20 protein-coding genes are annotated in these 22,421 nt (G+C 61.0%); 17 read left to right on the top strand and 3 right to left on the bottom strand.

What is annotated here, in order from left to right; genetic code table 11:
* Positions 1-64 precede the first annotated feature (64 nt).
* From KI235_RS27540 to KI235_RS27530, 3 genes are read left to right on the top strand one after another with little or no spacing between them, the layout of a single operon-like run.
* A complete protein-coding gene (locus KI235_RS27540) occupies positions 65-1,090 on the top strand; it encodes a phosphotransferase (RefSeq protein WP_003206163.1) in 1,026 nt (341 codons plus the stop codon).
* Positions 1,087-1,758: an N-acetylmuramate alpha-1-phosphate uridylyltransferase MurU gene (gene murU / locus KI235_RS27535; protein WP_038857685.1), complete on the top strand. Its 672-nt coding sequence runs from the start codon at positions 1,087-1,089 to the stop codon at positions 1,756-1,758. Before KI235_RS27540 ends, murU begins: the two co-directional genes overlap by 4 nt.
* Position 1,759: 1 nt before the next feature.
* Complete coding sequence (locus tag KI235_RS27530; RefSeq protein ID WP_003206161.1) at positions 1,760-2,527, top strand: TerB family tellurite resistance protein; 768 nt, start codon at positions 1,760-1,762, stop codon at positions 2,525-2,527.
* 74 nt (positions 2,528-2,601) lie between these two features.
* Here KI235_RS27530 and KI235_RS27525 read toward each other — a convergent pair whose 3' ends face one another.
* Positions 2,602-3,594 (bottom strand): alpha/beta hydrolase family protein, encoded by a 993-nt coding sequence (locus tag KI235_RS27525; protein ID WP_003206158.1) that lies wholly within the window; start codon positions 3,592-3,594, stop codon positions 2,602-2,604.
* A 74-nt stretch (positions 3,595-3,668) separates the two neighbouring features.
* Here KI235_RS27525 and KI235_RS27520 point away from each other — a divergent pair, with 74 nt between their 5' ends.
* The 10 genes from KI235_RS27520 to trpE all read left to right on the top strand — a co-directional run bounded on the left by KI235_RS27520 (position 3,669) and on the right by trpE (position 16,091).
* Positions 3,669-6,065 (top strand): sensor histidine kinase, encoded by a 2,397-nt coding sequence (locus KI235_RS27520; RefSeq protein WP_212795383.1) that lies wholly within the window; start codon positions 3,669-3,671, stop codon positions 6,063-6,065.
* A 122-nt stretch (positions 6,066-6,187) separates the two neighbouring features.
* Complete coding sequence (locus tag KI235_RS27515; protein WP_114731508.1) at positions 6,188-6,817, top strand: response regulator transcription factor; 630 nt, start codon at positions 6,188-6,190, stop codon at positions 6,815-6,817.
* Positions 6,818-7,098: 281 nt separating this feature from the next.
* The gene (locus KI235_RS27510) at positions 7,099-8,223 is read left to right on the top strand and encodes an ABC transporter ATP-binding protein (RefSeq protein WP_212795382.1); all 1,125 of its coding nucleotides are present in this window, start codon (positions 7,099-7,101) and stop codon (positions 8,221-8,223) included.
* Positions 8,224-8,273: 50 nt separating this feature from the next.
* Positions 8,274-9,317, top strand: a complete 1,044-nt coding sequence (locus tag KI235_RS27505) for an ABC transporter substrate-binding protein (RefSeq protein ID WP_003206153.1) — start codon at positions 8,274-8,276, stop codon at positions 9,315-9,317.
* A gap of 204 nt (positions 9,318-9,521) precedes the next feature.
* Entirely contained in the window at positions 9,522-10,769 is a 1,248-nt protein-coding gene (locus KI235_RS27500; RefSeq protein ID WP_003206151.1) for an ABC transporter permease, read from the top strand.
* Positions 10,770-10,782: 13 nt separating this feature from the next.
* A complete protein-coding gene (locus tag KI235_RS27495) occupies positions 10,783-11,607 on the top strand; it encodes an ABC transporter permease (RefSeq protein WP_003206148.1) in 825 nt (274 codons plus the stop codon).
* Positions 11,608-11,822: 215 nt separating this feature from the next.
* Positions 11,823-12,971 carry an iron-containing alcohol dehydrogenase gene (locus KI235_RS27490; protein WP_003206146.1) on the top strand — a complete coding sequence of 383 codons (1,149 nt, stop codon included), beginning with the start codon at positions 11,823-11,825 and terminating at the stop codon, positions 12,969-12,971.
* A gap of 78 nt (positions 12,972-13,049) precedes the next feature.
* Positions 13,050-13,724 (top strand): ribulose-phosphate 3-epimerase, encoded by a 675-nt coding sequence (rpe, locus tag KI235_RS27485; protein ID WP_003206143.1) that lies wholly within the window; start codon positions 13,050-13,052, stop codon positions 13,722-13,724.
* Positions 13,721-14,539, top strand: coding sequence for a phosphoglycolate phosphatase (locus KI235_RS27480; protein ID WP_003206141.1), 819 nt, complete (start codon positions 13,721-13,723; stop codon positions 14,537-14,539). Before rpe ends, KI235_RS27480 begins: the two co-directional genes overlap by 4 nt.
* A 70-nt stretch (positions 14,540-14,609) precedes the next feature.
* A complete protein-coding gene (gene trpE / locus KI235_RS27475; RefSeq protein WP_003206140.1) occupies positions 14,610-16,091 on the top strand; it encodes an anthranilate synthase component I in 1,482 nt (493 codons plus the stop codon).
* A gap of 116 nt (positions 16,092-16,207) precedes the next feature.
* Here the strand turns inward: trpE and estP are convergent, their stop codons facing one another.
* Positions 16,208-18,115, bottom strand: coding sequence for an esterase EstP (estP, locus tag KI235_RS27470; RefSeq protein WP_027912192.1), 1,908 nt, complete (start codon positions 18,113-18,115; stop codon positions 16,208-16,210).
* A 411-nt stretch (positions 18,116-18,526) separates the two neighbouring features.
* Between estP and KI235_RS27465 the strand changes: the two genes are divergently transcribed.
* From KI235_RS27465 to KI235_RS27450, 4 genes are read left to right on the top strand one after another with little or no spacing between them, the layout of a single operon-like run.
* Positions 18,527-19,120, top strand: a complete 594-nt coding sequence (locus KI235_RS27465; protein WP_003206137.1) for an aminodeoxychorismate/anthranilate synthase component II — start codon at positions 18,527-18,529, stop codon at positions 19,118-19,120.
* Between the two features lie 9 nt (positions 19,121-19,129).
* Positions 19,130-20,179: an anthranilate phosphoribosyltransferase gene (gene trpD / locus KI235_RS27460; RefSeq protein ID WP_003206134.1), complete on the top strand. Its 1,050-nt coding sequence runs from the start codon at positions 19,130-19,132 to the stop codon at positions 20,177-20,179.
* A complete protein-coding gene (trpC, locus tag KI235_RS27455) occupies positions 20,176-21,012 on the top strand; it encodes an indole-3-glycerol phosphate synthase TrpC (protein WP_212795381.1) in 837 nt (278 codons plus the stop codon). Before trpD ends, trpC begins: the two co-directional genes overlap by 4 nt.
* A gap of 3 nt (positions 21,013-21,015) precedes the next feature.
* Positions 21,016-21,717, top strand: coding sequence for a lipoate--protein ligase family protein (locus KI235_RS27450; RefSeq protein WP_027912193.1), 702 nt, complete (start codon positions 21,016-21,018; stop codon positions 21,715-21,717).
* Here the strand turns inward: KI235_RS27450 and crp are convergent.
* The gene (gene crp, locus KI235_RS27445) at positions 21,714-22,358 is read right to left on the bottom strand and encodes a cAMP-activated global transcriptional regulator CRP (RefSeq protein ID WP_003206128.1); all 645 of its coding nucleotides are present in this window, start codon (positions 22,356-22,358) and stop codon (positions 21,714-21,716) included. The genes KI235_RS27450 and crp overlap by 4 nt on opposite strands.
* Positions 22,359-22,421: the final 63 nt, after the last annotated feature.

The raw sequence follows: 22,421 nt of genomic DNA, 5'->3' as shown, positions 1-22,421 counted from the left end.
GAAAAAGATGCTGGATAATAAAGCATGACCCGCTTGACGGCTAGCGCCGTCGGAGACCCTTGCAATGCCCGACCAAGATGTACGCTTGCAACACCTGAAAGTTTGGCTCGATGAACAACTGCCGATCCTTTTCACTCAACAGGACTGGGGCGCCGTACCCCCGGCCACGTTGACCGCCGCCAGCAGCGACGCGAGTTTCCGGCGTTATTTCCGCTGGGAAGGCGAGGGTCGCAGTTTGATCGTAATGGATGCGCCACCGCCCCAGGAAAACTGCAAACCCTTCGTGGATATTGCTTTTCTGCTGGCGAAATCCGGCATTAACGTGCCAAAAATTTATGCCGAAGACCTCGAACGCGGCTTTCTTTTGCTCAATGACTTGGGCAACCAGACCTATCTGGACGTGATCAACGGCGAAAATGCCGACGATTTGTTCCGCGATGCCCTGCAAGCCTTGCTGGCTTTCCAGCAATTGCCGATGGTTGCGCCGTTGCCGAGCTACGATGTCGCGTTGCTGCGTCGGGAGCTGGAATTGTTCCCCGAGTGGTACGTCAAGCGCGAGCTGGGTATCGAATTGGATTCGGCTCAGCAGCAACTCTGGCAGCAGGCCAGCGAGCTGCTGATCGACAGCGCCCTGGCCCAGCCCAAAGTGCTGGTGCACCGCGACTACATGCCGCGCAACCTGATGCTCAGCGTGCCGAACCCCGGCGTGCTGGATTTTCAGGATGCGGTCTATGGCCCCGTCACCTACGACGTGACCTGCCTGTTCAAGGACGCCTTCCTCAGTTGGCCCGAGGCACGTGTGCGCGGCTGGCTGGAGAGTTACTGGCAGCAGGCCGGCGCCCTCGGCATTCCCGTCCAGCCGGACTTCGAGGACTTCCTGCGGGCCAGCGACTTGATGGGCGTGCAGCGCCATCTCAAGGTCATCGGGATATTCGCGCGCATTTGTCATCGTGATGGCAAGCCACGCTACCTCGGTGATGTGCCGCGATTCTTTGCTTATATAGAAGCGGTCATTGCCCGTCGTCCGGAACTGGCACCGCTCGATGAACTGCTGGGCAGCCTGCGGCAATCGGCCGGAGCAACGGCATGAAGGCGATGATTCTGGCGGCGGGCAAGGGCGAGCGCATGCGGCCCTTGACCCTTACCACGCCAAAGCCGTTGATTCGCGTCGGTGGTGTTCCCTTGATCGAATACCACCTGCGGGCGCTGGCCAGGGCCGGGTTCACCGAGATCGTGATCAATCACGCCTGGCTCGGTCAGCAGATCGAAGATCACCTGGGGGATGGTTCACGGTTTGGCGTGAGTATTCGGTTTTCCCCTGAGGGCGAGCCGCTGGAAACCGGTGGTGGAATCTTCCGGGCCTTGCCGCTGCTGGGCGACGAAGCGTTTGTGGTGGTGAACGGCGATGTCTGGACCGACTACGACTTCAGCGCTTTGCGCCGGCCGCTCGAAGGGTTGGCGCACCTGGTGCTCGTCGATAATCCCGAGCATCACCCAGACGGCGATTTCGTCCTGGTCGACGGAAAGGTTCACGATAGGCAAGCGCCTGCCGACAACCTGACCTATAGCGGCATCGCCGTCCTGCACCCGCGGTTGTTCGACGGTTGCTCGGACGGTGCGTTCAAGCTCGCACCGCTGTTGCGCGCGGCCATGGCCGAGGGGCGCGTCAGTGGCGAGCACCTCAAAGGGCATTGGGTCGATGTCGGCACCCATGAACGTTTGGCGCAGGTCGAAACCTTGATAGAAGCGAGCGGTTGATATGTGGTGGCCAGGGACTCTGATTGGAGCCGGGGCGGGCTTTGCCATAGCCAGCATTCCGGGGGCCATGCTTGGGGCATTGTTGGGACAGGCGCTGGATCGACGCCTGAATCTGCAGGGCTGGGCGCAGGTACGTGAGCGCCTGGGTGGACGCCCGGCGTTGCGCAACGATGAGTTGTTGTTTGTATTGCTGGGGCGGCTGGCGAAAAGCGATGGCCGCGTGGTCGATGGCCACATCCAGCAGGCTCGCCAGGAAATGCGTGCACTGGACTTGAGCGAGTCGGCGCAACGCCGGGCGATCGCAGCATTCAACCGGGGTAAATCCGGGAATGATCGTTTGCGCGGTTACATGCGCCGCCTGGCTGTCCAGCCGCATGCGGCTGAAGGGGTATTGCGCGCGTGTTGGCGGATGGTCTGGGCCGATGGCCGTGCCGGAGTCAGCGAGCGAGAACTGGTGGCCCAGTGGGGGCGCTGGTTGGGCTGGACGCCGCAACAGGTTCAGGCGCTGGCGGCTGATTACGAGCCGCAGAAACTGTCGCGGCCCAACAGCGGGGTGACCTATCAGGAAGCCTTGCGCTTGCTGGGGGTTTCGGCCACCAGCGAACCGTCACAGATCAAGCGCGCTTACCGACGCCTGCTCAGTCGTCATCATCCGGACAAGATTGCCGGCAGCGGGGCAACGCCCTTGCAGGTGCGTGAAGCCACCGACAAAACCCGGGAACTGCATAACGCCTATCGACTGATTAGGGAACGACGGGATTTTCGCTAGCCACACGGGGAGCAATTGTGGCGGGGGGATAAATCCCTAGCCACAACAGTGCTTCACTTGGGTATGAGTCAGCCTTACTCCCCCGCTTTCTGCGGATTCAACCAACCCCGAACCCGACGAAACAGCTGCTCCTGCTCCGCCGCCGGGTTCGGCAGGGCCTTGAGGGACACCTGGCTGAAGGTCGAGCCCTTCAAGCGTTTGCTCGCCTGCAAGCGCTCCAGCGCCGCGTTGCGATCCAGCGGCTTGTCCATGTAGAAAATGTCGGCGGTCGCCAGTTTCAAGGTCGAGGTCAATTCGGCCAGGGCCGGCTTGGCGGTGGTCGGGGTCTGGGCGGCCACCATCACGAAGCGTTCGACTTGTGAGGGCTGCTTTTCACTCAAGTAACGCGCCGCCCAATAGGCGCCAGTGCCATGGCCCAGCAGCACGATGCGGCGTGCGCTTTGCTGTTCGGCGTAGGCCAGTGCTGCATCGATACGGGCGAAGATGCGCTCGGCGTCGGCCTTGGCATGTTCTTCATCGGTTTGGGCGACGACAGGATCTGCCGCATCGGCTTCGCCGCCTGCGACCTGTTCGATCGGCGCCGCCGTGGTGGCGTCCGGTGCTGCGGCAGCGGTATCGGTCGGCTTGGTCTCGGGCGGTGCTTCCACCACGCGTGGTGCAATGACGTCGCTTTGCAAGTCCGGCAGGGTGATACTCAGGCTGCTCCACTCAACATCGGGCAATTTTTTACGTAACGGGCCGATAGCTTGAGGCCAGTCAGCTGTTTCGCCAGCACCGGGGATTATGATGACTGCGCCCCTGGGGTCGCTGGTATTGGCCGGTTTCCACAGTGCCAGGAAGGCATCGCTGCCGGTCTGTAACTGTTGTTGTTCCTGGGCCGGGACTTTTCGCTCAAGTGCGGTCGCTTCTTCCAGGCTACGTTCGAGCAAGGGTTGGCGCTCGACGGGTTTTTCCTCGGCAGGTTGCTGCGCGGCGGGCGCCGTTTCGCTGGCCTGTACAGAAAATGCACTTGGCAGGATCAGCGACAGGCACAATGCTGGCAACGCCAGGCGATAAACAGAGGGCATCGGATATTCCATGACCAGAAGTATTTCCGGCAGCCTAATGGGTTGGTCAGTATTTGTCAGTGCATGAGACTTCGATGATGCGTTTTTGCTGCCTGTGGGTTATCGGCTGTTTATGGCTTCCCTTGATGGCGTGGGCCGCGCCCGCGCCGTCGGCGCACGGGGTGCAATTGAATGCAGGGCAGCGCCAGTGGTTGGTGCAACATCCGCAATGGCGGGTCGGCCTGGTATTACAGGCGCCCTATGCCCAATACGACCGGCGCCTGCAGCGTTTGTCTGGCACTAACGTCGAGTTGATGCAATGGTTGGGCAAGGCGTTGAACGTCGAACTCACCTGGCGCAACTTCCAGGACCTGGCACAACTGGAAGCAGCGGTGCGTGCCGGCGAGGTGGACGTTGCTCCGGGCCTGACCCAATCCCCGGGCGGACTCAAGCTCTGGCAGTTTTCCGACCCCTACATGCGCGTGCCGCAATTGATCGTCGGCGCGCAGAAGGGCGCCGAAGGGGTGGAGTTGGAAAAAATCGACACCCAGGCCCGGGTCGCGGTGCGCATGCCCAGCGCGACGGCCGATTACCTGCGCAGCAACTACCCGGCGCTGAATCTGCAAGGTGTACCGATGGAGCGCGAGGCCCTGCAATTATTGCTGACCCAGCAGGCTCGATACGCGGTGGTCGACGAGGCACAGCTCGGGCGGCTGATGGTCGAGCCCGAATTCGCCGAGCTGGCGGTGGTGGGCGACATCGGCCTGCCGCAGTTGCTGCGGGTTGCCACGCGCCGGGACTGGCCGGAACTGGCCGAGATCATCGACAGCGGATTGCAGGCGATCCCGGCCAAGGAGCTGGAGCAACTGCACAGCCGTTGGCTCAAGCCAAAATATCCACGCCTGACCGAGACCCCGGGCTTCTGGCAGAACTTGACCCTATTGATTCTGGCCCTGCTGCTCAGCAGCGTCGCCATCGTCTTCTGGCAGCGCCGCCAGCAACGCGCACTGGAGCGCCGTTTGCGTGCCGCGAGGGAGGACATCGCCCAGCGTACTGCCAGCGAGGAAGCCTTGCGCCTGACGCAGTTTTCCATCGATCAAAGTACGGTCGGCATCCTCTGGGTCAATTGGGACAGCCACGTGCGTTATGCCAACCGAGCGGCTGAAACCATGCTTGGCTACGCCTCGGGCGCCATCATCGACCGCCCTTTGATCGACTTCGAGCCGGGCTTGCACATGGATCGCTGGCTGAATCTGTGGAAGCGCGCCCGGGCCAGTGAAGAGGGGCCGCAGAGTTTCGAAACCGAATGCGTGCGAGCCGATGGCAGCATCTTGCCGGCTGACGTTTCCCTGAGCTTCCTGCGTTTTCGCGACGCCGAATACCTGGTGGTCTACCTCAACGACGTGACCGAGCGCCGACGTGCCCTGGCGGCGTTACGCGAAAGTGAAGCGCGCTTGCAAGGCATCGCCGCCAACGTGCCGGGCCTGGTCTTTCGCCTGGAGCGGGCGCCGGTGACCGGCCAGATCGACTTTGCCTACATCAGCGAAGGCAGCGAAAGCCTGGTGGGTTATTCCCCTGCAACCCTGGCCCGCAGCGATACCGGGCTGCGCAGCCTGGTGCACCCGCAGGACAAGGCCGATTACCACCGCACTCAGGACCAGGCGCTGGACACCGACAGTGACTGGTCATGGCAGGGCCGCATCCTGACCCGCGAAGGCCAGGAGCGCTGGGCCGAGATCAAGGCGATCACCCGCCGTCTCGAAGATGGCGCTTATGTCTGGGACGGAATTGTCTGGGACATCACTGAAAGCAAGCGCATCGAGCTGGAGTTGGCCAGCTCCCGGGAACAGTTGCGCGAATTGTCGGCGCACTTGGAAAGCGTGCGGGAAGAGGAAAAGGCGCGTATTGCCCGGGAAGTCCACGACGAGCTGGGCCAAATGTTGACGGTGTTGAAGCTAGAAACATCCATGTGTGAATTGGCCTACGCACAACTCGACCCAGGCCTGCATGAGCGACTTAACAGCATGAAGCGCCTGATTGCCCAGTTGTTCCAACTGGTGCGGGACGTGGCGACGGCGTTGCGCCCGCCGATTCTGGATGCAGGCATTGCCTCGGCCATCGAATGGCAGGCTCGGCGTTTCGAGGCGCGAACGCAGATTCCATGCCTGGTGCAGGTGCCGGACAATCTGCCGGCCCTGAGTGACGCCAAGGCCATTGGCCTGTTCCGGATTCTCCAGGAAGCGCTGACCAACGTGATGCGCCATGCCCAAGCGCATACTGTAGAGCTGACGCTGGTTCAGGAGGGCGACGAATTGTGCCTGACCGTCAGCGACGACGGTGTAGGATTTATTGCCGATACGAGTCGGCCAACCTCCTTTGGCCTGGTCGGCATGCGTGAACGGGTGTTGATCATGGGCGGGCAATTGTCCCTGGAGAGTGAGCCGGGGGAGGGGACGACCCTGTCGGTGCGGGTGCCGTTGCATGGGGCCTGATGGGTGGGTTGCCTGGGTGGGCCCAATCGCGAGCAAGCTCGCTCCCACATTGATTGATATGTACACATACACCCTGTGGGAGCGAGCTTGCTCGCGATGAGATCCTGAATCTGGAGAACAACGTGATCCGTGTACTGGTAGCCGAAGACCACACCATCGTCCGTGAAGGCATCAAGCAGTTGATCGGCCTGGCCAAGGATCTGGTGGTGGTGGGGGAGGCGAGCAATGGCGAACAGTTGCTCGAGACCTTGCGCCACGTGCCCTGCGAAGTGGTGCTGCTGGACATTTCCATGCCAGGCGTCAACGGCCTGGAGGCGATCCCACGGATCCGGGCGCTGAACAATCCGCCGGCCATCCTGGTGCTGTCGATGCATGACGAAGCGCAAATGGCCGCCCGCGCCCTGAAGATCGGCGCCGCCGGCTACGCGACCAAGGACAGCGACCCGGCCCTGCTGCTCATGGCGATTCGCAAGGTCGCGGCCGGCGGACGCTATATCGACCCGGACCTGGCCGACCGCATGGTCTTTGAGGTCGGCCTGACCGACACGCGACCGCTGCACTCGCTGCTGTCCGAGCGTGAATTCTCAGTCTTCGAACGCCTGGCCCAGGGCGCCAACGTCAACGACATAGCCCAGCAACTGGCCCTGAGCAGCAAGACCATCAGCACCCACAAGGCACGGCTGATGCAGAAGCTCAACATCACCTCATTGGCAGAGCTGGTGAAATATGCGATGGAGCACAAGCTGCTCTAAGACTCGCAATTTCCCCCCTGTGGGAGCGAGCTTGCTCCCACAGGGGAAATGTGTCGGCATATCCATTTGCGACACGCCCCAATAGCGCTTTTGCCCCTACTTGCGGCGTGCCGCTGCCAACTGCCCACCGTCCTTATCCAATCCCGCCATCCCTGTAGGGCAATCCCTACCCCGACTCTTCCATCCCGCTGAGGTGATTCTCTCCTGCGTCCCGATTTGCGCGGGCCCCAGGCTCCACTAGGCTTGACTCACAAGCAGTCATCAATACAAAAGGTGCGGGTATGAGCCAGGTCGATTCAAGCACGGGGGCCAGTGATGTGCTGGTCAGCTTTCGTGGTGTGCAAAAGAGCTACGACGGCGAGAACCTGATCGTCAAAGACCTCAACCTGGATATTCGCAAAGGCGAATTCCTGACCCTGCTCGGGCCTTCCGGCTCCGGCAAGACCACCAGCCTGATGATGCTGGCCGGGTTTGAAACCCCAACCGCCGGCGAGATCCTGCTGGCCGGGCGCTCGATCAACAATGTGCCACCGCACAAGCGCGACATCGGCATGGTGTTCCAGAACTACGCCTTGTTTCCTCACATGACCGTCGCCGAGAACCTGGCGTTCCCGCTGACGGTGCGGGGCCTGAACAAGAGCGACGTGAGTGATCGGGTCAAGCGCGTCTTGAGCATGGTCCAGCTGGACAGCTTCGCCCAACGCTACCCGGCGCAATTGTCCGGCGGCCAGCAACAACGGGTGGCCCTGGCCCGGGCGCTGGTATTCGAGCCGCAGCTGGTGCTGATGGACGAACCCCTGGGTGCGCTGGACAAGCAATTGCGCGAGCACATGCAGATGGAAATCAAACACCTGCACCAGCGCCTGGGCGTGACCGTGGTCTATGTGACCCACGACCAGGGCGAAGCCCTGACCATGTCCGACCGTGTGGCGGTGTTCCACCAGGGCGAGATCCAGCAGATCGCCCCGCCGCGCACCCTTTATGAAGAGCCGAAAAACACCTTTGTCGCCAACTTCATCGGTGAGAACAACCGCCTTAACGGCCGCCTGCACAGCCAAACCGGCGAGCGCTGCCTGGTGGAGCTGGGACGTGGTGAGAAGGTCGAGGCACTGGCGGTGAATGTCGGCAAGCCAGGCGAGCCGGTGACTCTGTCGATCCGCCCTGAACGAGTGAGCCTCAACGGCGCAAGCGAACAATGTGTCAACCGCTTCTCAGGGAGGGTGGCGGAATTCATCTATCTGGGCGACCACGTCCGGGTTCGCCTGGAAGTCTGCGGCAAGAACGACTTCTTTGTGAAACAACCGATTGCCGAGCTCGATCCCGGGCTCGCCGTCGGGGACGTGGTTCCGCTTGGCTGGCAAGTCGAGCATGTGCGTGCGCTCGATCCCCTTCTAGAGGCGAATTGATCGCCCCCCTGCTGTACCAACACCAACCCTGCACGTGGAGAGAACAATAAATGTTGAGATCCCTGAAGTTCACAGCCCTGACACTGGGCATGATGGGTGCGGCAAGCGCGATGGCGGCGGGCCCGGACCTGACCGTGGTGTCTTTCGGCGGGGCGAACAAGGCGGCTCAGGTCAAAGCCTTCTACGCACCGTGGGAAGCGGCCGGCAATGGCAAGATCGTGGCTGGCGAGTACAACGGTGAAATGGCCAAGGTCAAGGCCATGGTCGATACCAAGAGCGTTTCCTGGGATTTGGTAGAAGTCGAGTCCCCGGAATTGTCCCGTGGTTGTGACGAAGACATGTTCGAACAACTCGATCCGGCCCTGTTCGGCAAGGCCGAAGACTACGTCAAGGGTGCTATCCAGCCTTGCGGCGTGGGCTTCTTCGTGTGGTCGACCGTGCTGGCCTACAACGCCGACAAACTCAAGACCGCGCCGACCAGTTGGGCTGACTTCTGGGACACCAAGCAATTCCCAGGCAAGCGCGGCCTGCGCAAAGGCGCCAAGTACACCCTGGAATTCGCCCTGATGGCCGATGGCGTAGCGCCGAAAGACGTCTACAAAGTGCTGGCTGGCAAAGACGGCCAGGACCGTGCGTTCAAGAAGCTCGATGAGCTCAAGCCGAACATCCAGTGGTGGGAAGCTGGCGCCCAGCCACCGCAGTACCTGGCTTCCGGTGACGTGGTCATGAGCTCGGCCTACAACGGCCGGATCGCCGCGGTACAGAAAGAAAGCAACCTGAAAGTGGTGTGGAACGGCGGCATCTATGACTTCGACGCTTGGGCCATCCCACGCGGCCTGGACAAGACCCGCGCCGAAGCGGCGAAGAAATTCATCGCCTTCTCGGTGGCGCCGCAGCAGCAGAAGACCTACTCGGAAAACATCGCCTACGGTCCGGCCAATACCCAGGCTGTACCGTTGCTGGCCAAGGATGTCCTGAAAGACATGCCAACCACCCCGGAAAACATCGCCAACCAGGTGCAGATCGACGTCAGCTTCTGGGCTGACAACGGTGAGCAACTGGAGCAGCGCTTCAACTCCTGGGCTGCGAAGTAACCCGACGGTCTGAAACCGGATGAGATCCATGTGGGAGCGAGCTTGCTCGCGATAGCGGTCTGTCAGGCACATCAATACTTGAATGTGCCGCAGCCATCGCGAGCAAGCTCGCTCCCACAGGTTCTTCCATCGACCCGGGTGTTTCAAAAGAACAGAGGCGGCCCGCCGCCCCTGTAACGATCAAAAAGATTTGCGGAGTTCGCCATGGCCATCGCCGTTCCACTGAACGCGGGCACCAGCCCCACCCTCAAGCAACGGCTCAAGCACGCCGAGCGGATCAACCGCTGGAAGGCCCAGGCCTTGATTGCGCCGCTGGTGCTGTTTCTGTTGCTGGTGTTCCTGGTGCCGATCGTGGCGCTGCTGTTCAAAAGCGTCAGCAACCCGGAAGTGGTGGGCGCCATGCCGCGTACGGTCACCGCCGTCGCTGCCTGGGACGGACGTGGTTTGCCGGGCGAGCCGGTGTACAAGGCTGCCAGTGAAGACCTGGCCGAAGCCCGCAAGAATCAGACCCTGGGCGACTTGTCCAAGCGCCTGAACATGGAATTGGCCGGCTATCGCAGCCTGCTGACCAAGACTGCTCGGGCGTTGCCGTTTGCCACCGAGCCGGCTTCCTATAAAGAAGCCTTGGAAAACCTCGATGAGCGTTGGGGCGACCCGGCGTACTGGCAGGTGATCCGCCGCAACACCAGCAACGTCACCCCGTATTACCTGCTGGCGGCCGTCGATCACCGCATCGATGACCTCGGCGAACTGGCCACGGCCACCCCGGACCAGGCGATCTACCTCGACATCTTTACCCGGACCTTCTGGATGGGCCTGGTGATCACCGCTATCTGCCTGGTGCTGGCCTATCCGTTGGCCTACCTGCTGGCGAACCTGCCTTCGCGCCAGAGCAACCTGCTGATGATCCTGGTGCTGCTGCCGTTCTGGACCTCGATCCTGGTACGTGTCGCCGCATGGATCGTGTTGCTGCAGTCCGGTGGCCTGATCAACAGTGCGCTGATGGCCATGGGCGTCATCGATAAGCCCCTGGAACTGGTGTTCAACCGCACCGGTGTGTACATCTCCATGGTCCACATCCTGCTGCCGTTCATGATCCTGCCGATCTACAGCGTGATGAAGGGCATCTCGCCAACCTATATGCGTGCGGCGATTTCCCTGGGCTGCCACCCGTTCGCCAGTTTCTGGCGGGTGTACTTCCCGCAGACCTATGCCGGGGTCGGTGCCGGTTGCCTGTTGGTGTTCATCCTTGCCATCGGCTACTACATCACGCCGGCGCTGCTGGGCAGCCCGAACGATCAGATGGTCAGCTACTTCGTCGCGTTCTACACCAACACCAGCATCAACTGGGGCATGGCCACGGCGCTCGGCGGGCTGCTGTTGCTGGCGACCATCGTGCTTTATCTGATTTACAGCTGGCTGGTGGGCGCCAGCCGCCTGCGCCTGAGCTAAGGGGAGATCGAAAATGGTGAGTCCTTACATGTCCCCCGTCGAGCGGGTGTGGTTCTACTGCTTGCGCACACTCTGCGGGCTGATTCTGTTGTTCCTGATCCTGCCGGTGCTGGTGATCATTCCACTGTCGTTCAACTCCGGCAGTTTCCTGGTGTACCCGCTGCAGGGCTTTTCGCTGCAGTGGTACCACGATTTCTTCGCCTCGGCCGAATGGATGCGGGCGCTGAAAAACAGCATCATCGTGGCCCCGGCGGCGACGTTGCTGGCGATGGTCTTCGGCACGCTCGCGGCCATCGGCCTGACCCGTGGTGACTTCCCAGGCAAGGCGTTGGTGATGGCCCTGGTGATTTCGCCAATGGTGGTGCCGGTGGTGATCATTGGCGTAGCCAGCTACCTGTTTTTCGCACCGCTGGGGCTGGGCAACAGCTTCTTCTCGCTGATCGTGGTCCATGCCGTGCTGGGTGTACCGTTCGTGATCATCACGGTGTCGGCGACCCTGCAGGGGTTCAACCACAACCTGGTTCGGGCCGCCGCCAGCCTTGGGGCTTCGCCACTGACGGCGTTTCGTCGGGTGACCCTGCCGTTGATCGCCCCGGGCGTGATCTCCGGCGCACTGTTCGCCTTCGCGACGTCGTTCGATGAAGTAGTGGTGACCCTGTTCCTGGCCGGCCCCGAGCAGGCAACCCTGCCACGGCAGATGTTCAGCGGCATCCGCGAAAACCTCAGCCCTACCATCGCCGCTGCGGCAACGCTGCTGATTGCCTTCTCGGTGATCCTGTTGCTGACCCTGGAGTGGTTGCGTGGGCGTAGCGAGAAGCTGCGTACTACCCAAGCCTGACGCCCAAGCAAAAACAGTGTGGGAGCGAGCTTGCTCGCGATAGCGGTGATACATTCAAAACAGAAGTTGAATGTTGATCCGCTATCGCGAGCAAGCTCGCTCCCACAGGGGCCTCATCCACAGGTTCCTTATCGCATTCATACGCTGAATGGCAGACAACCCTCAATACCGAGCTATCCTTGTGCCAGCCCATACTCGAATAAGAGGCCGCGCACATGAGTCTTTCCTCATTCAAGATCGCCCATAAACTGATCACCGGTGCCGCTGCCATCGAGCAACTGGCCGCGGAGTTGACGCGCCTGGACGTCGACAACCCGCTGATCGTGACCGATGCGGCGTTGGTTAAATCCGGCACCGTGGAACTGGCCCTGCAACATCTGGGCGGACGGGACTACGAGATTTTCGACCGGGTCATGCCGGACCCGGAAATCGCCATTGTCGAAGACTGCATGCAAGCCTATCGCGACGGTGGTCATGACGGCCTGATCGGTCTCGGGGGTGGCAGTGCCATCGACATCGCCAAGTGCGTGGGGGTCTATGCCGGTTACCACGGCGAGCTGCAGGATATGTTCGGTGTCGATCAGGTGCCGCGCAAAGGCCCGCCCATGATTGCCATCCCCACTACGGCCGGTACCGGTTCGGAAGTCACCAACGTGGCGATCCTCTCCGACAAGGCTGCGCAGCTGAAAAAAGGCATCGTCAGCGATTATCTGTTGCCGGACGTGGCGTTGGTCAGTCCGCAGATGACCCTCACATGCCCGCGCAGCGTCACGGCTGCCAGTGGCGTTGATGCGCTGGTACACGCCATCGAGGCCTACCTGTCGCTCAATGCTTCGCCAATCACCGATGCCCTGGCCATCGGCGCAATCAAGCTGATCACCCGCGCGCTGCCCAAGGCCTATGCCAACCCGGCTCACCTGCAAGCCCGCGAAGACATGGCCACGGCCAGCCTGATGGCCGGCATGGCGTTCGGCAATGCCGGGGTCGGGGCGGTGCATGCGCTGGCCTATCCGTTGGGCGGGCGCTTTCACGTGTCCCATGGCGTCGCCAACGCTTTGTTGCTGCCGTACGTCATGGCCTGGAACAAGATGGCCTGTGTCGAGCGCATGCGTGACATCGCCGAAGCCATGGGCCTCAAGACCGCGCACCTGAGTGATCTTGAAGCGGCCGACGAAGCCGTGGAGGCCATGGTTGCGTTGTGCGCCGCCGTGGAAATACCCAACGGCCTCAGCAGCCTGGGCGTGACCGAGGAGGTGATTCCATCCATGGCGGTGGAAGCGGCGGGAATAGAACGGCTGATGCGCAATAATCCGCGCAAACTGAGCGCCGCCGATATCGAGAAGATCTACCGCGCGGCGTATTGATCGATTGCCACGGTGGGCGCGCCAAATCTTGAGGTATACAATGCGCGCCATCGTGATTTCGCTCAAAACAGGTGCGTCATGCAGCCCTTCGCTATTGCTCCGTCGATTCTCTCCGCCGACTTCGCCCGCCTGGGCGAAGAAGTGGACAACGTTCTGGCCGCCGGCGCCGACATCGTGCACTTCGATGTCATGGACAACCACTACGTGCCCAACCTGACCATCGGCCCGATGGTCTGCGCGGCGCTGCGCAAGTACGGCATCACCGCGCCGATCGACGCGCACCTGATGGTCAGCCCGGTGGACCGTATTGTCGGTGACTTCATCGAAGCCGGTGCTACCTACATCACTTTCCACCCTGAAGCCACGCAGCACATCGACCGCTCCCTGCAGTTGATCCGCGAAGGCGGTTGCAAGGCCGGCCTGGTGTTCAACCCGGCCACGCCGCTGGACGTGCTCAAGTACGTGATGGACAAGGTCGACATGATCCTGTTGATGAGCGTCAACCCTGGCTTCGGTGGGCAGAAGTTCATCCCGGGTACGCTCGACAAGCTGCGCGAAGCCCGTGCGTTGATCGATGCCTCGGGCCGTGATATCCGCCTGGAAATCGACGGTGGCGTGAACGTGAAGAATATTCGTGAAATCGCCGCCGCCGGCGCCGACACGTTCGTCGCGGGTTCGGCGATCTTCAATGCACCGAACTACGAAGAGGTGATTGCACAAATGCGCGCCGAACTGGCCCTGGCGCGCCCATGAGCGGCTTCGAGCAGCTGTTCCCCGGCAGCTTGCCGCGTCTGGTGATGTTCGACCTCGATGGCACATTGGTCGATTCGGTCCCGGACCTCGCGGCGGCGGTGGACACGATGCTGCTCAAGCTTGGACGCCCGCCCGCCGGCCTCGATTCGGTACGCCACTGGGTCGGCAATGGCGCGCCGATGCTGGTGCGCCGGGCCCTGGCCAATGACATCGATGCCCGAGGTGTCGATGATGCCGAGGTCGAGCGGGCGCTGGAGTTGTTCAATGAAGCCTACGAAGACAATCACCAACTGACGGTGGTCTACCCCGGCGTGCGCTCCACCCTCAAGTGGCTGCAGAAGCAGGGCGTGGAAATGGCGCTGATTACCAACAAGCCGGAGCGCTTCGTTGCGCCGTTGCTGGACCAGATGAAGATCGGTCGCTATTTCCGCTGGATCATCGGTGGCGATACCTTACCGCAGAAAAAGCCTGACCCGGCCGCGCTGTTTTTCGTGATGAAAATGGCCAACATCCCGGCTTCCCAATCCTTGTTCGTTGGCGACTCGCGCAGCGATGTGCTGGCGGCGAAAGCGGCAGGGGTCAAATGCGTGGCGCTGAGTTACGGCTACAACCACGGCCGACCAATCGCCGAAGAGTTTCCGACGCTGGTGATCGACGATTTGCGCCTGTTAATTCCCGGTTGCCTGGACCCGGCCGCTGAGATAACGTTGCCCGACGCTGTTCAATCCTCTTCTGGAAACGCCATCGTGGTGGTCACTCGCAAACTCTGGATGAAAGTCATGAAGGCCCTGGCCCGCTGGCGTTGGCGCACCTGACGTGATCCTGGCCGGTTATCCGGCGCGTTTGCATACCTGACTGTCAGCTCCTCTTGCCACGAGGCACCCCATGATCCGCGAAGAATTCCTGCGTCTAGCCGCTGCCGGCTACAACCGCATCCCCCTTGCCTGTGAAACCCTGGCTGACTTCGACACGCCGCTGTCGATCTACCTCAAGTTGGCCGACCAGCCCAACTCCTACTTGCTCGAATCGGTGCAGGGGGGCGAGAAATGGGGCCGTTATTCCATCATCGGCCTGCCGTGCCGCACGGTGCTGCGGGTCCATGACCATCGCATCAGCGTGACCCACGACGGTGTCGAAATCGAAAGCCTCGAAGTCGAAGACCCGCTGGCGTTCGTCGAAACCTTCAAGGCCCGCTATAACGTGCCGACCATTCCTGGCCTGCCGCGCTTCAACGGTGGCCTGGTGGGTTATTTCGGCTACGACTGCGTGCGCTACGTGGAAAAACGCCTGGGCACCTGCCCGAACCCTGATCCGCTGGGTGTGCCGGATATTTTGCTGATGGTGTCCGACGCGGTCGTTGTCTTTGACAACCTCGCCGGCAAGATGCACGCCATCGTCCTGGCCGATCCATCCCAGGAAGATGCCTACGAGCAAGGTCAACAAAGCCTGCAAGCATTGCTGGAAAAGTTACGTCAGCCGATCGCTCCGCGTCCCGGCCTGGACTTCAGCAAGCAGTCGGCGACCGACCCGGTATTCCGCTCCAGTTTTACCCAGGACGATTACGAAAGGGCCGTCGATACCATCAAGGAATACATCCTCGCCGGTGACTGCATGCAAGTCGTTCCGTCGCAACGGATGTCCATCGACTTCAAGGCAGCGCCCATCGATCTCTATCGGGCGCTGCGCTGTTTCAACCCGACGCCGTACATGTACTTCTTCAACTTCGGCGACTTCCATGTCGTGGGCAGCTCGCCGGAAGTGCTGGTGCGGGTCGAAGACAACCTGATCACCGTGCGGCCGATCGCCGGCACTCGCCCCCGTGGCGCCACGGAAGAAGCTGACCGGGCCTTGGAAGAGGACCTGCTGTCGGACGACAAGGAAATCGCCGAGCACCTGATGCTGATTGACCTGGGGCGCAACGACACTGGGCGGGTCTCGGAGATCGGCTCGGTGAAGCTCACCGAGAAGATGGTCATCGAGCGCTATTCCAACGTGATGCACATCGTCTCCAACGTCACCGGCCAATTGAAGGCCGGGCTGACGGCGATGGACGCCTTGCGGGCGATCCTGCCGGCGGGCACCTTGTCTGGCGCGCCGAAAATCCGCGCGATGGAAATCATCGACGAACTGGAGCCGGTCAAGCGGGGCGTGTACGGCGGGGCCGTGGGTTACTTCGCCTGGAACGGCAACATGGACACCGCCATTGCCATTCGCACCGCCGTCATCAAGAACGGTGAACTGCACGTGCAGGCCGGCGGCGGTATCGTCGCCGACTCGGTGCCGGCACTGGAATGGGAAGAGACCCTGAACAAGCGCCGGGCCATGTTCCGCGCGGTGGCGCTGGCCGAGCAGACCTCCAGCAACTGAAGTAACTCGATCAGGGTGGGAGCGAGCTTGCTCGCGATGAGGCCGTCATATTCAACCAATAGGTTGACTGACAGTCCGTAATCGCGAGCAAGCTCGCTCCCACAGTTTTTTCTCGATCAGAAATCCAGGCTAACGCCCAGGCTTACCCCTTGCTGGGTCATGTCATCATCCTTGCGCAGTGTATAACCACCCCGTAGCGCCAAGTCGTTGGTCAACTTGTGGCTGACCCCAAGGCTCAGGCGATTGAGGTGGCTCTGTGGCGTGTAGCCTTCCAGTGTGAAGTCGTTGGCCGGCAGGCTGTTGAGGGCGATGTTGACCTTTTGCGTGTCGTCTTCGTACTCGCGTTCGTGGGCATATTCGCCAAACACCTGGGTCTGGCGGGTGATGTTGTATTTGCCTTGCAAGCCAATGCCCAGGCGTTTCGAATCACGAGTCTGGTCATCGAAGGTCAGTGCTGTGGAACGGCTGCTCTTTTCCGAATAACCATCGACTTCCACCTTCGCATAGTCAGCGCTGATAAACGGCGAGAGGTGCCACTCGCTGCCCGGCTGGGCGATGTCGTAGCCCAGCCGCGTGCTGAATGCCCATAGATGACCGTCCGTGTCGCCTTTCTCCTGCGCTTCGTTGACGCCCAGGTCGAACTTGCGCTCCAGGTTGTCGTAGTCGAGCTTGCCGCCGGTCAGTGCCGCATCGGCCCACCAGCGATTTTGCTGGAACTGGGCGAAAGCGGTCGCCAGGTAGCTGTTGAGCTTGTAGTCCGAATCGTTATGGCCTGCTTCCATGTCCTGGCGGTAGAAACCGGCGGCGACACCCACGCGCCACGCGTCGTTGAGGCGATAGCTGCCGCCAATGTTCAGGCTGTAGCCGCTGCCGTCGGCGCTGGCGCCGCTGTCCTGGCTGTCCAGGTCCAGATGCTGGCCGCCGCCTGCGACGATGGCTCGCCATTGGCCGACGGCCTGCCAGTTCTCCCAGTCCGATTGCCACTGGCTGCGCAACTCGTCCTGGTGGGCGCGTAGGGTCGAGTGGGCCATTTCCGGTAGCAACGTCAGCTCCCATGGTGCCGCGAGCAGGGAATAGGCGTAGTCGGCGATCAGTTTTTGTCCGGTTTCGGTCGGATGGACCGCGTCGTTGTAGATCAGCTTGGTGGGATCAGGCGTGGCGCTGTTGATGCCGTAGGTGGCGTTTTCCGTGCAGCCGTTGCCGCTGAAGCAGGTCGCGGTGAGGTTCTCCCCGGTGGCGAGGCCGAATCTTGCCGGGTCGGCGAAGCTTTCCTTCAGCAAAAGCGGAATGTTCAATGGAATGATTTCAGCGTCGATGCCTTGCAGTCGCGTGATCAACTGTTGGTTGAACTGGTTGCCCAGTTGCGAAAAGGCGTCTTGCAAAGGACCGCCGTTGAGGGCCGGGGTCAAGCCCAGGTCGGGCAACAACCAGACCATCACATAGCGGGCACCGGCCGTTTGCAGCACCTGGACGCTGTCGGCCAGGCGGTCTGCGGCGGCGTTCGCTTGCTCGGGGGTCAGCACCCGACCTTGTAGGAAGTCGTTACCACCACCGGAAAGGTAATACAGCGCATTTGGATCGGCGCGCAGGCCATTGGACTGCAGATAGCCGGGACGGCTGCGCTCGCCGGTGTCGGACACGCCGGTAATCGACTCGAGGATCTGGTCGGTACGATAACCGCCCACCGCCCAGTTGTTGCCGTCTGCCAGCCCCTCGCTGGCGCGGACCGCCGAAGTGGAAGCGGCGGTCTCGTCAGCGGAATAACCCAGGCGCCCACCGAGCAGTTGGGTTGAGTTGGCGGAGTAGGCTTCGCCGCTGCCGTCGGTGTAGATCGGACCGGTTCGGTTGGTATAGCGCTCGGTCGAGCCGGGCGGACCATTCGGGTCGGCGAACTGGCCAGCGTCGTTGAGGCTGTCACCGAACACGATGAACTTGGAATAAGGGTTGGGGCCGGCGTTCGCTTGGGCGCAGGCGAGCGCAAGCAGGCAACCAGCAATCGGTACGAACAACGTCTTCTTTGTCATGGGAAAGTCCGTTTTTATCTTATTGTTGTTAGAAAACGAAACGACAGTACCAAAAACTTCCGGCGTTTTGCCATCTATCCGGAACGTCGCGATTGTTTCAAAGCCCTTCGGGATCGGTCATATTGCGTGCTCCGCCCAGCTAAGCTACTGTGCCGGGACGTATGAACGAGACTTTCCCTGTGTCGATTGTCAGCAAACTTCTGGATCAAATGATCAAGGCTCACGCCCGCTGGCGTTGGCGCGCCTGAACATTCTCCGCCGGCCTTGCCGGACCTGTACCGATTTGCCTTCTTTACCCGCTTGTAGAGCCGCTTCGCAGGGGCATCACTTGCCTCGCCAAGCGCAGCAGCGTGCGGGTCACTCTCTGAAGGCTGTATTTAAAGTCAGTGAATTCAATAGGTTGCTTACGCCATGTTGCTGATGATCGATAACTACGACTCTTTTACCTACAACGTTGTGCAGTACCTCGGCGAGCTGGGCTCCGAAGTCAAGGTCGTGCGCAACGACGAATTGACCATCGCCGAAATCGAAGCCCTCAAGCCTGAGCGCATCGTGGTTTCGCCCGGCCCTTGCACGCCGACCGAAGCAGGCATCTCCATCGAAGCCATCAAATATTTCGCCGGCAAGCTGCCGATCCTCGGTGTCTGCCTGGGGCATCAGTCGATTGGCCAAGCGTTCGGCGGTGACGTGGTGCGCGCCCGACAGGTCATGCACGGTAAGACTAGCCCGGTATTCCACGAGGACAAGGGCGTGTTCGAGGGGCTGAATCATCCGCTCACCGTAACCCGCTACCATTCCCTGGTGGTCAAGCGCGAAACTCTGCCCGACTGCCTGGAGTTGACGGCCTGGACCCAGCTTGAGGATGGCTCGGTCGATGAAATCATGGGGCTGCGCCACAAGACGCTGAATATCGAGGGTGTGCAATTTCATCCCGAGTCTATTCTCACCGAACAGGGCCACGAACTGTTCGCCAACTTTCTCAAACAAACCGGCGGCACGCGCTAAGGACTTTTCATGGATATCAAGACAGCCCTGAGCCGTATCGTCGGCCATCTCGACCTGAGCACCGACGAGATGCGCGACGTGATGCGCGAAATCATGACCGGCCAATGCTCGGATGCGCAGATCGGCGCGTTCATGATGGCCATGCGCATGAAGAGTGAGAGCATCGATGAAATCGTGGGTGCGGTTTCGGCGATGCGTGAGCTGGCGGACAAGGTCGAACTCAAGACGCTGGACGGTGTGGTGGATGTGGTCGGTACCGGCGGTGACGGCGCCAATATCTTTAACGTTTCCACGGCCTCGTCGTTTGTCGTCGCGGCGGCCGGTTGCACCGTTGCCAAACACGGCAATCGGGCAGTTTCCGGCAAGAGCGGCAGTGCCGATCTGCTGGAGGCGGCCGGCATTTACCTGAACCTGACGCCGATCCAGGTGGCACGCTGCATCGATAACGTCGGCATCGGTTTCATGTTTGCCCAGACCCACCATAGCGCCATGAAACACGCTGCCGCGCCGCGCCGCGAGCTGGGGCTGCGTACGCTGTTCAACATGCTCGGCCCGCTTACGAATCCGGCCGGCGTGAAGCATCAGGTAGTCGGTGTGTTCAGCCAGGCATTGTGCCGGCCATTGGCTGAAGTCTTGCAACGCCTGGGCAGCAAGCACGTACTGGTGGTCCATTCGAAGGATGGGCTGGATGAGTTCAGCCTGGCGGCGCCTACATTCGTGGCCGAACTAAAAAATGATCAGATCAGCGAGTATTGGGTCGAACCTGAAGACCTCGGCATGAAAAGCCAGAGCCTGCACGGGCTGGCAGTCGACAGCCCGGCCCAATCGCTGGAGCTGATTCGTGATGCCCTGGGTCGTCGCAAGACCGAGAATGGCCAGAAGGCTGCTGAGATGATCGTGCTCAATGCCGGTGCCGCGTTGTACGCCGCTGACCACGCCAGCAGCCTAAAGCAAGGCGTGGAACTGGCCCATGATGCGCTGCACACTGGCCTGGCCAGGGAAAAGCTCGAAGAGTTGGGTGCATTTACCGCCGTATTCAAAGTGGAGAACGAAGGATGAGCGTGCCAACGGTTCTGGAAAAAATTCTGGCTCGCAAGGCCCAGGAAGTGGCTGAGCGCAGCGCTCGGGTCAGTCTGGCCGAGCTGGAAAACCTGGCGCGTTCAGCGGATGCGCCGCGCGGCTTTGCCCAGGCTCTGATCGATCAGGCCAAGAAAAAACAGCCGGCGGTGATTGCCGAAATAAAGAAGGCGTCCCCCAGCAAGGGCGTGATTCGTGAGCACTTCGTCCCGGCCGAGATCGCGCGAAGCTACGAGAAGGGTGGTGCGACCTGCCTCTCGGTGCTGACCGACGTCGACTTTTTTCAAGGGGCCGACGACTACCTGAAGCAGGCGCGGGCGGCATGCAGGTTGCCGGTGATCCGCAAGGATTTCATGATCGACCCGTACCAGATCATCGAAGCGCGTGCGCTGGGCGCCGACTGCGTACTGTTGATCGTTTCCGCCTTGGACGACGTGAAAATGGCCGAACTGGCGGCCGTTGCCAAAAGCGTCGGGCTGGATGTCCTGGTGGAAGTCCACGACGGTGACGAGTTGGAGCGAGCCCTGAAAACCCTCGATACCAAACTGGTCGGCGTGAACAATCGCAACCTGCACACTTTCGACGTGAGCCTGGAAACCACCCTGGACCTGTTGCCGCGCATTCCGCGCGATCGCCTGGTCATCACCGAAAGCGGCATCCTCAACCGGGCCGATGTCGAGCTGATGGAAGTCAGCGATGTGTACTCATTCCTGGTGGGCGAAGCGTTCATGCGCGCCGAGAACCCGGGTACGGAATTGCAGCGACTGTTCTTTCCTGAACGAGGCCTGCCGGTGAGCGGCTCGACGCTGGACTGATCCATGTCGCCTGTGATTTCCCTCACCGTCGAAGCTGGCCTGCAAGCCGAACAGGATCTGTTGGCCAGCATCTGCGCGGGCGACGCCGAGTTCGGCCTGCTGTTCTGGCAGCCCAACGATCGTGCGCTGGTGATGCCGCGTCGCTTGAGTCGCCTGCAGGGGTTTGAACACGCCTGTGAAGTATCGGCTGCTCATGGCTGGCCTGTCTTGTTGCGTGAAACGGGTGGCGAACCGGTGCCGCAGTCGGCCGCTACCGTCAATATCGCCCTGGTCTACGCACCACCACGCAGCGAAGGTGACCACGGACGTATCGAAACCGGGTATCGCCGGTTGTGCGATCCCATTTGTCAGCTGTTGGACGAGTTGGGCGGGGTGGCTTCGCTGGGAGAGGTGGAAGGGGCTTTTTGTGACGGGCGCTTCAACGTCAATCTCGACGGCCGGAAAATGGTGGGCACCGCTCAGCGCTGGCGCCAGAGCAAGGGTGGTCAACGTCCGGTGGGGCTGGTTCATGGCGCGCTTTTGCTGGAGAACGAGCGCGAGTCCATGGTCGCGGCAGTCAATCGCTTCAATGAGGCCTGTGGCCTGGAGCAGCGAGTGCGGGCCGAGAGCCATATTGCCCTGCATGAAAAATTCCCGGCGCCTCACGCGCTGGAGCGGCTCGACGTTTTGTACCGGAAGCTGCTGACCAATCTGCTGGGCCCTTAACGCGTTCCGAACACCACCATGGTCTTGCCTTTGACGTTGACCAGGTTGCGCTCTTCCAGATCCTTGAGAACGCGACCGACCATTTCACGCGAACAACCGACAATCCGCCCAATCTCTTGGCGGGTCACCTTGATCTGCATGCCGTCCGGGTGGGTCATGGCATCGGGCTGCTTGCACAGTTCCAGCAGGCAACGTGCGACACGTCCGGTGACGTCGAAAAATGCGAGATCGCCGACCTTGCGGGTGGTATTGCGCAGGCGTTGTGCGATTTGTCCGCTCAGGACGTAAAGAATGTCCGGGTCTTGCAAGGACAGTTCTCGGAATTTGGCGTAGCTGATTTCCGCAACTTCACATTCAATCTTGGTCCGTACCCAGGCACTGCGCTCCTGCTCCTTGCCCGCCTGCTCGAACAACCCCAGCTCACCAAAAAAATCTCCGGAATTGAGGTAGGCGATGATCATTTCCCGGCCGTCGTCATCCTCTATCAGGATAGTGACCGAGCCCTTGATGATGAAAAACAGCGTCTCGGAACGATCTCCCGCACAAATGATGTTGTGTTTGGCTGGATAGCGGCGGCGCTGGCAATGCATCAAGAGTTTGTCGAGATTCTTGATCTTGAACGTGGGAGTAATGGCAACCATGGTTGTATCCCGAAAGACTGCGCAGTGTGATGGTTTGATTTTTTTATAGACGCGAATGGCTAT

It is taken from the genome of Pseudomonas sp. St386, from assembly GCF_018325865.1.
Lineage (GTDB): Bacteria > Pseudomonadota > Gammaproteobacteria > Pseudomonadales > Pseudomonadaceae > Aquipseudomonas > Aquipseudomonas brassicacearum.
This window is presented reverse-complemented; position numbering and strand designations above follow the sequence as displayed.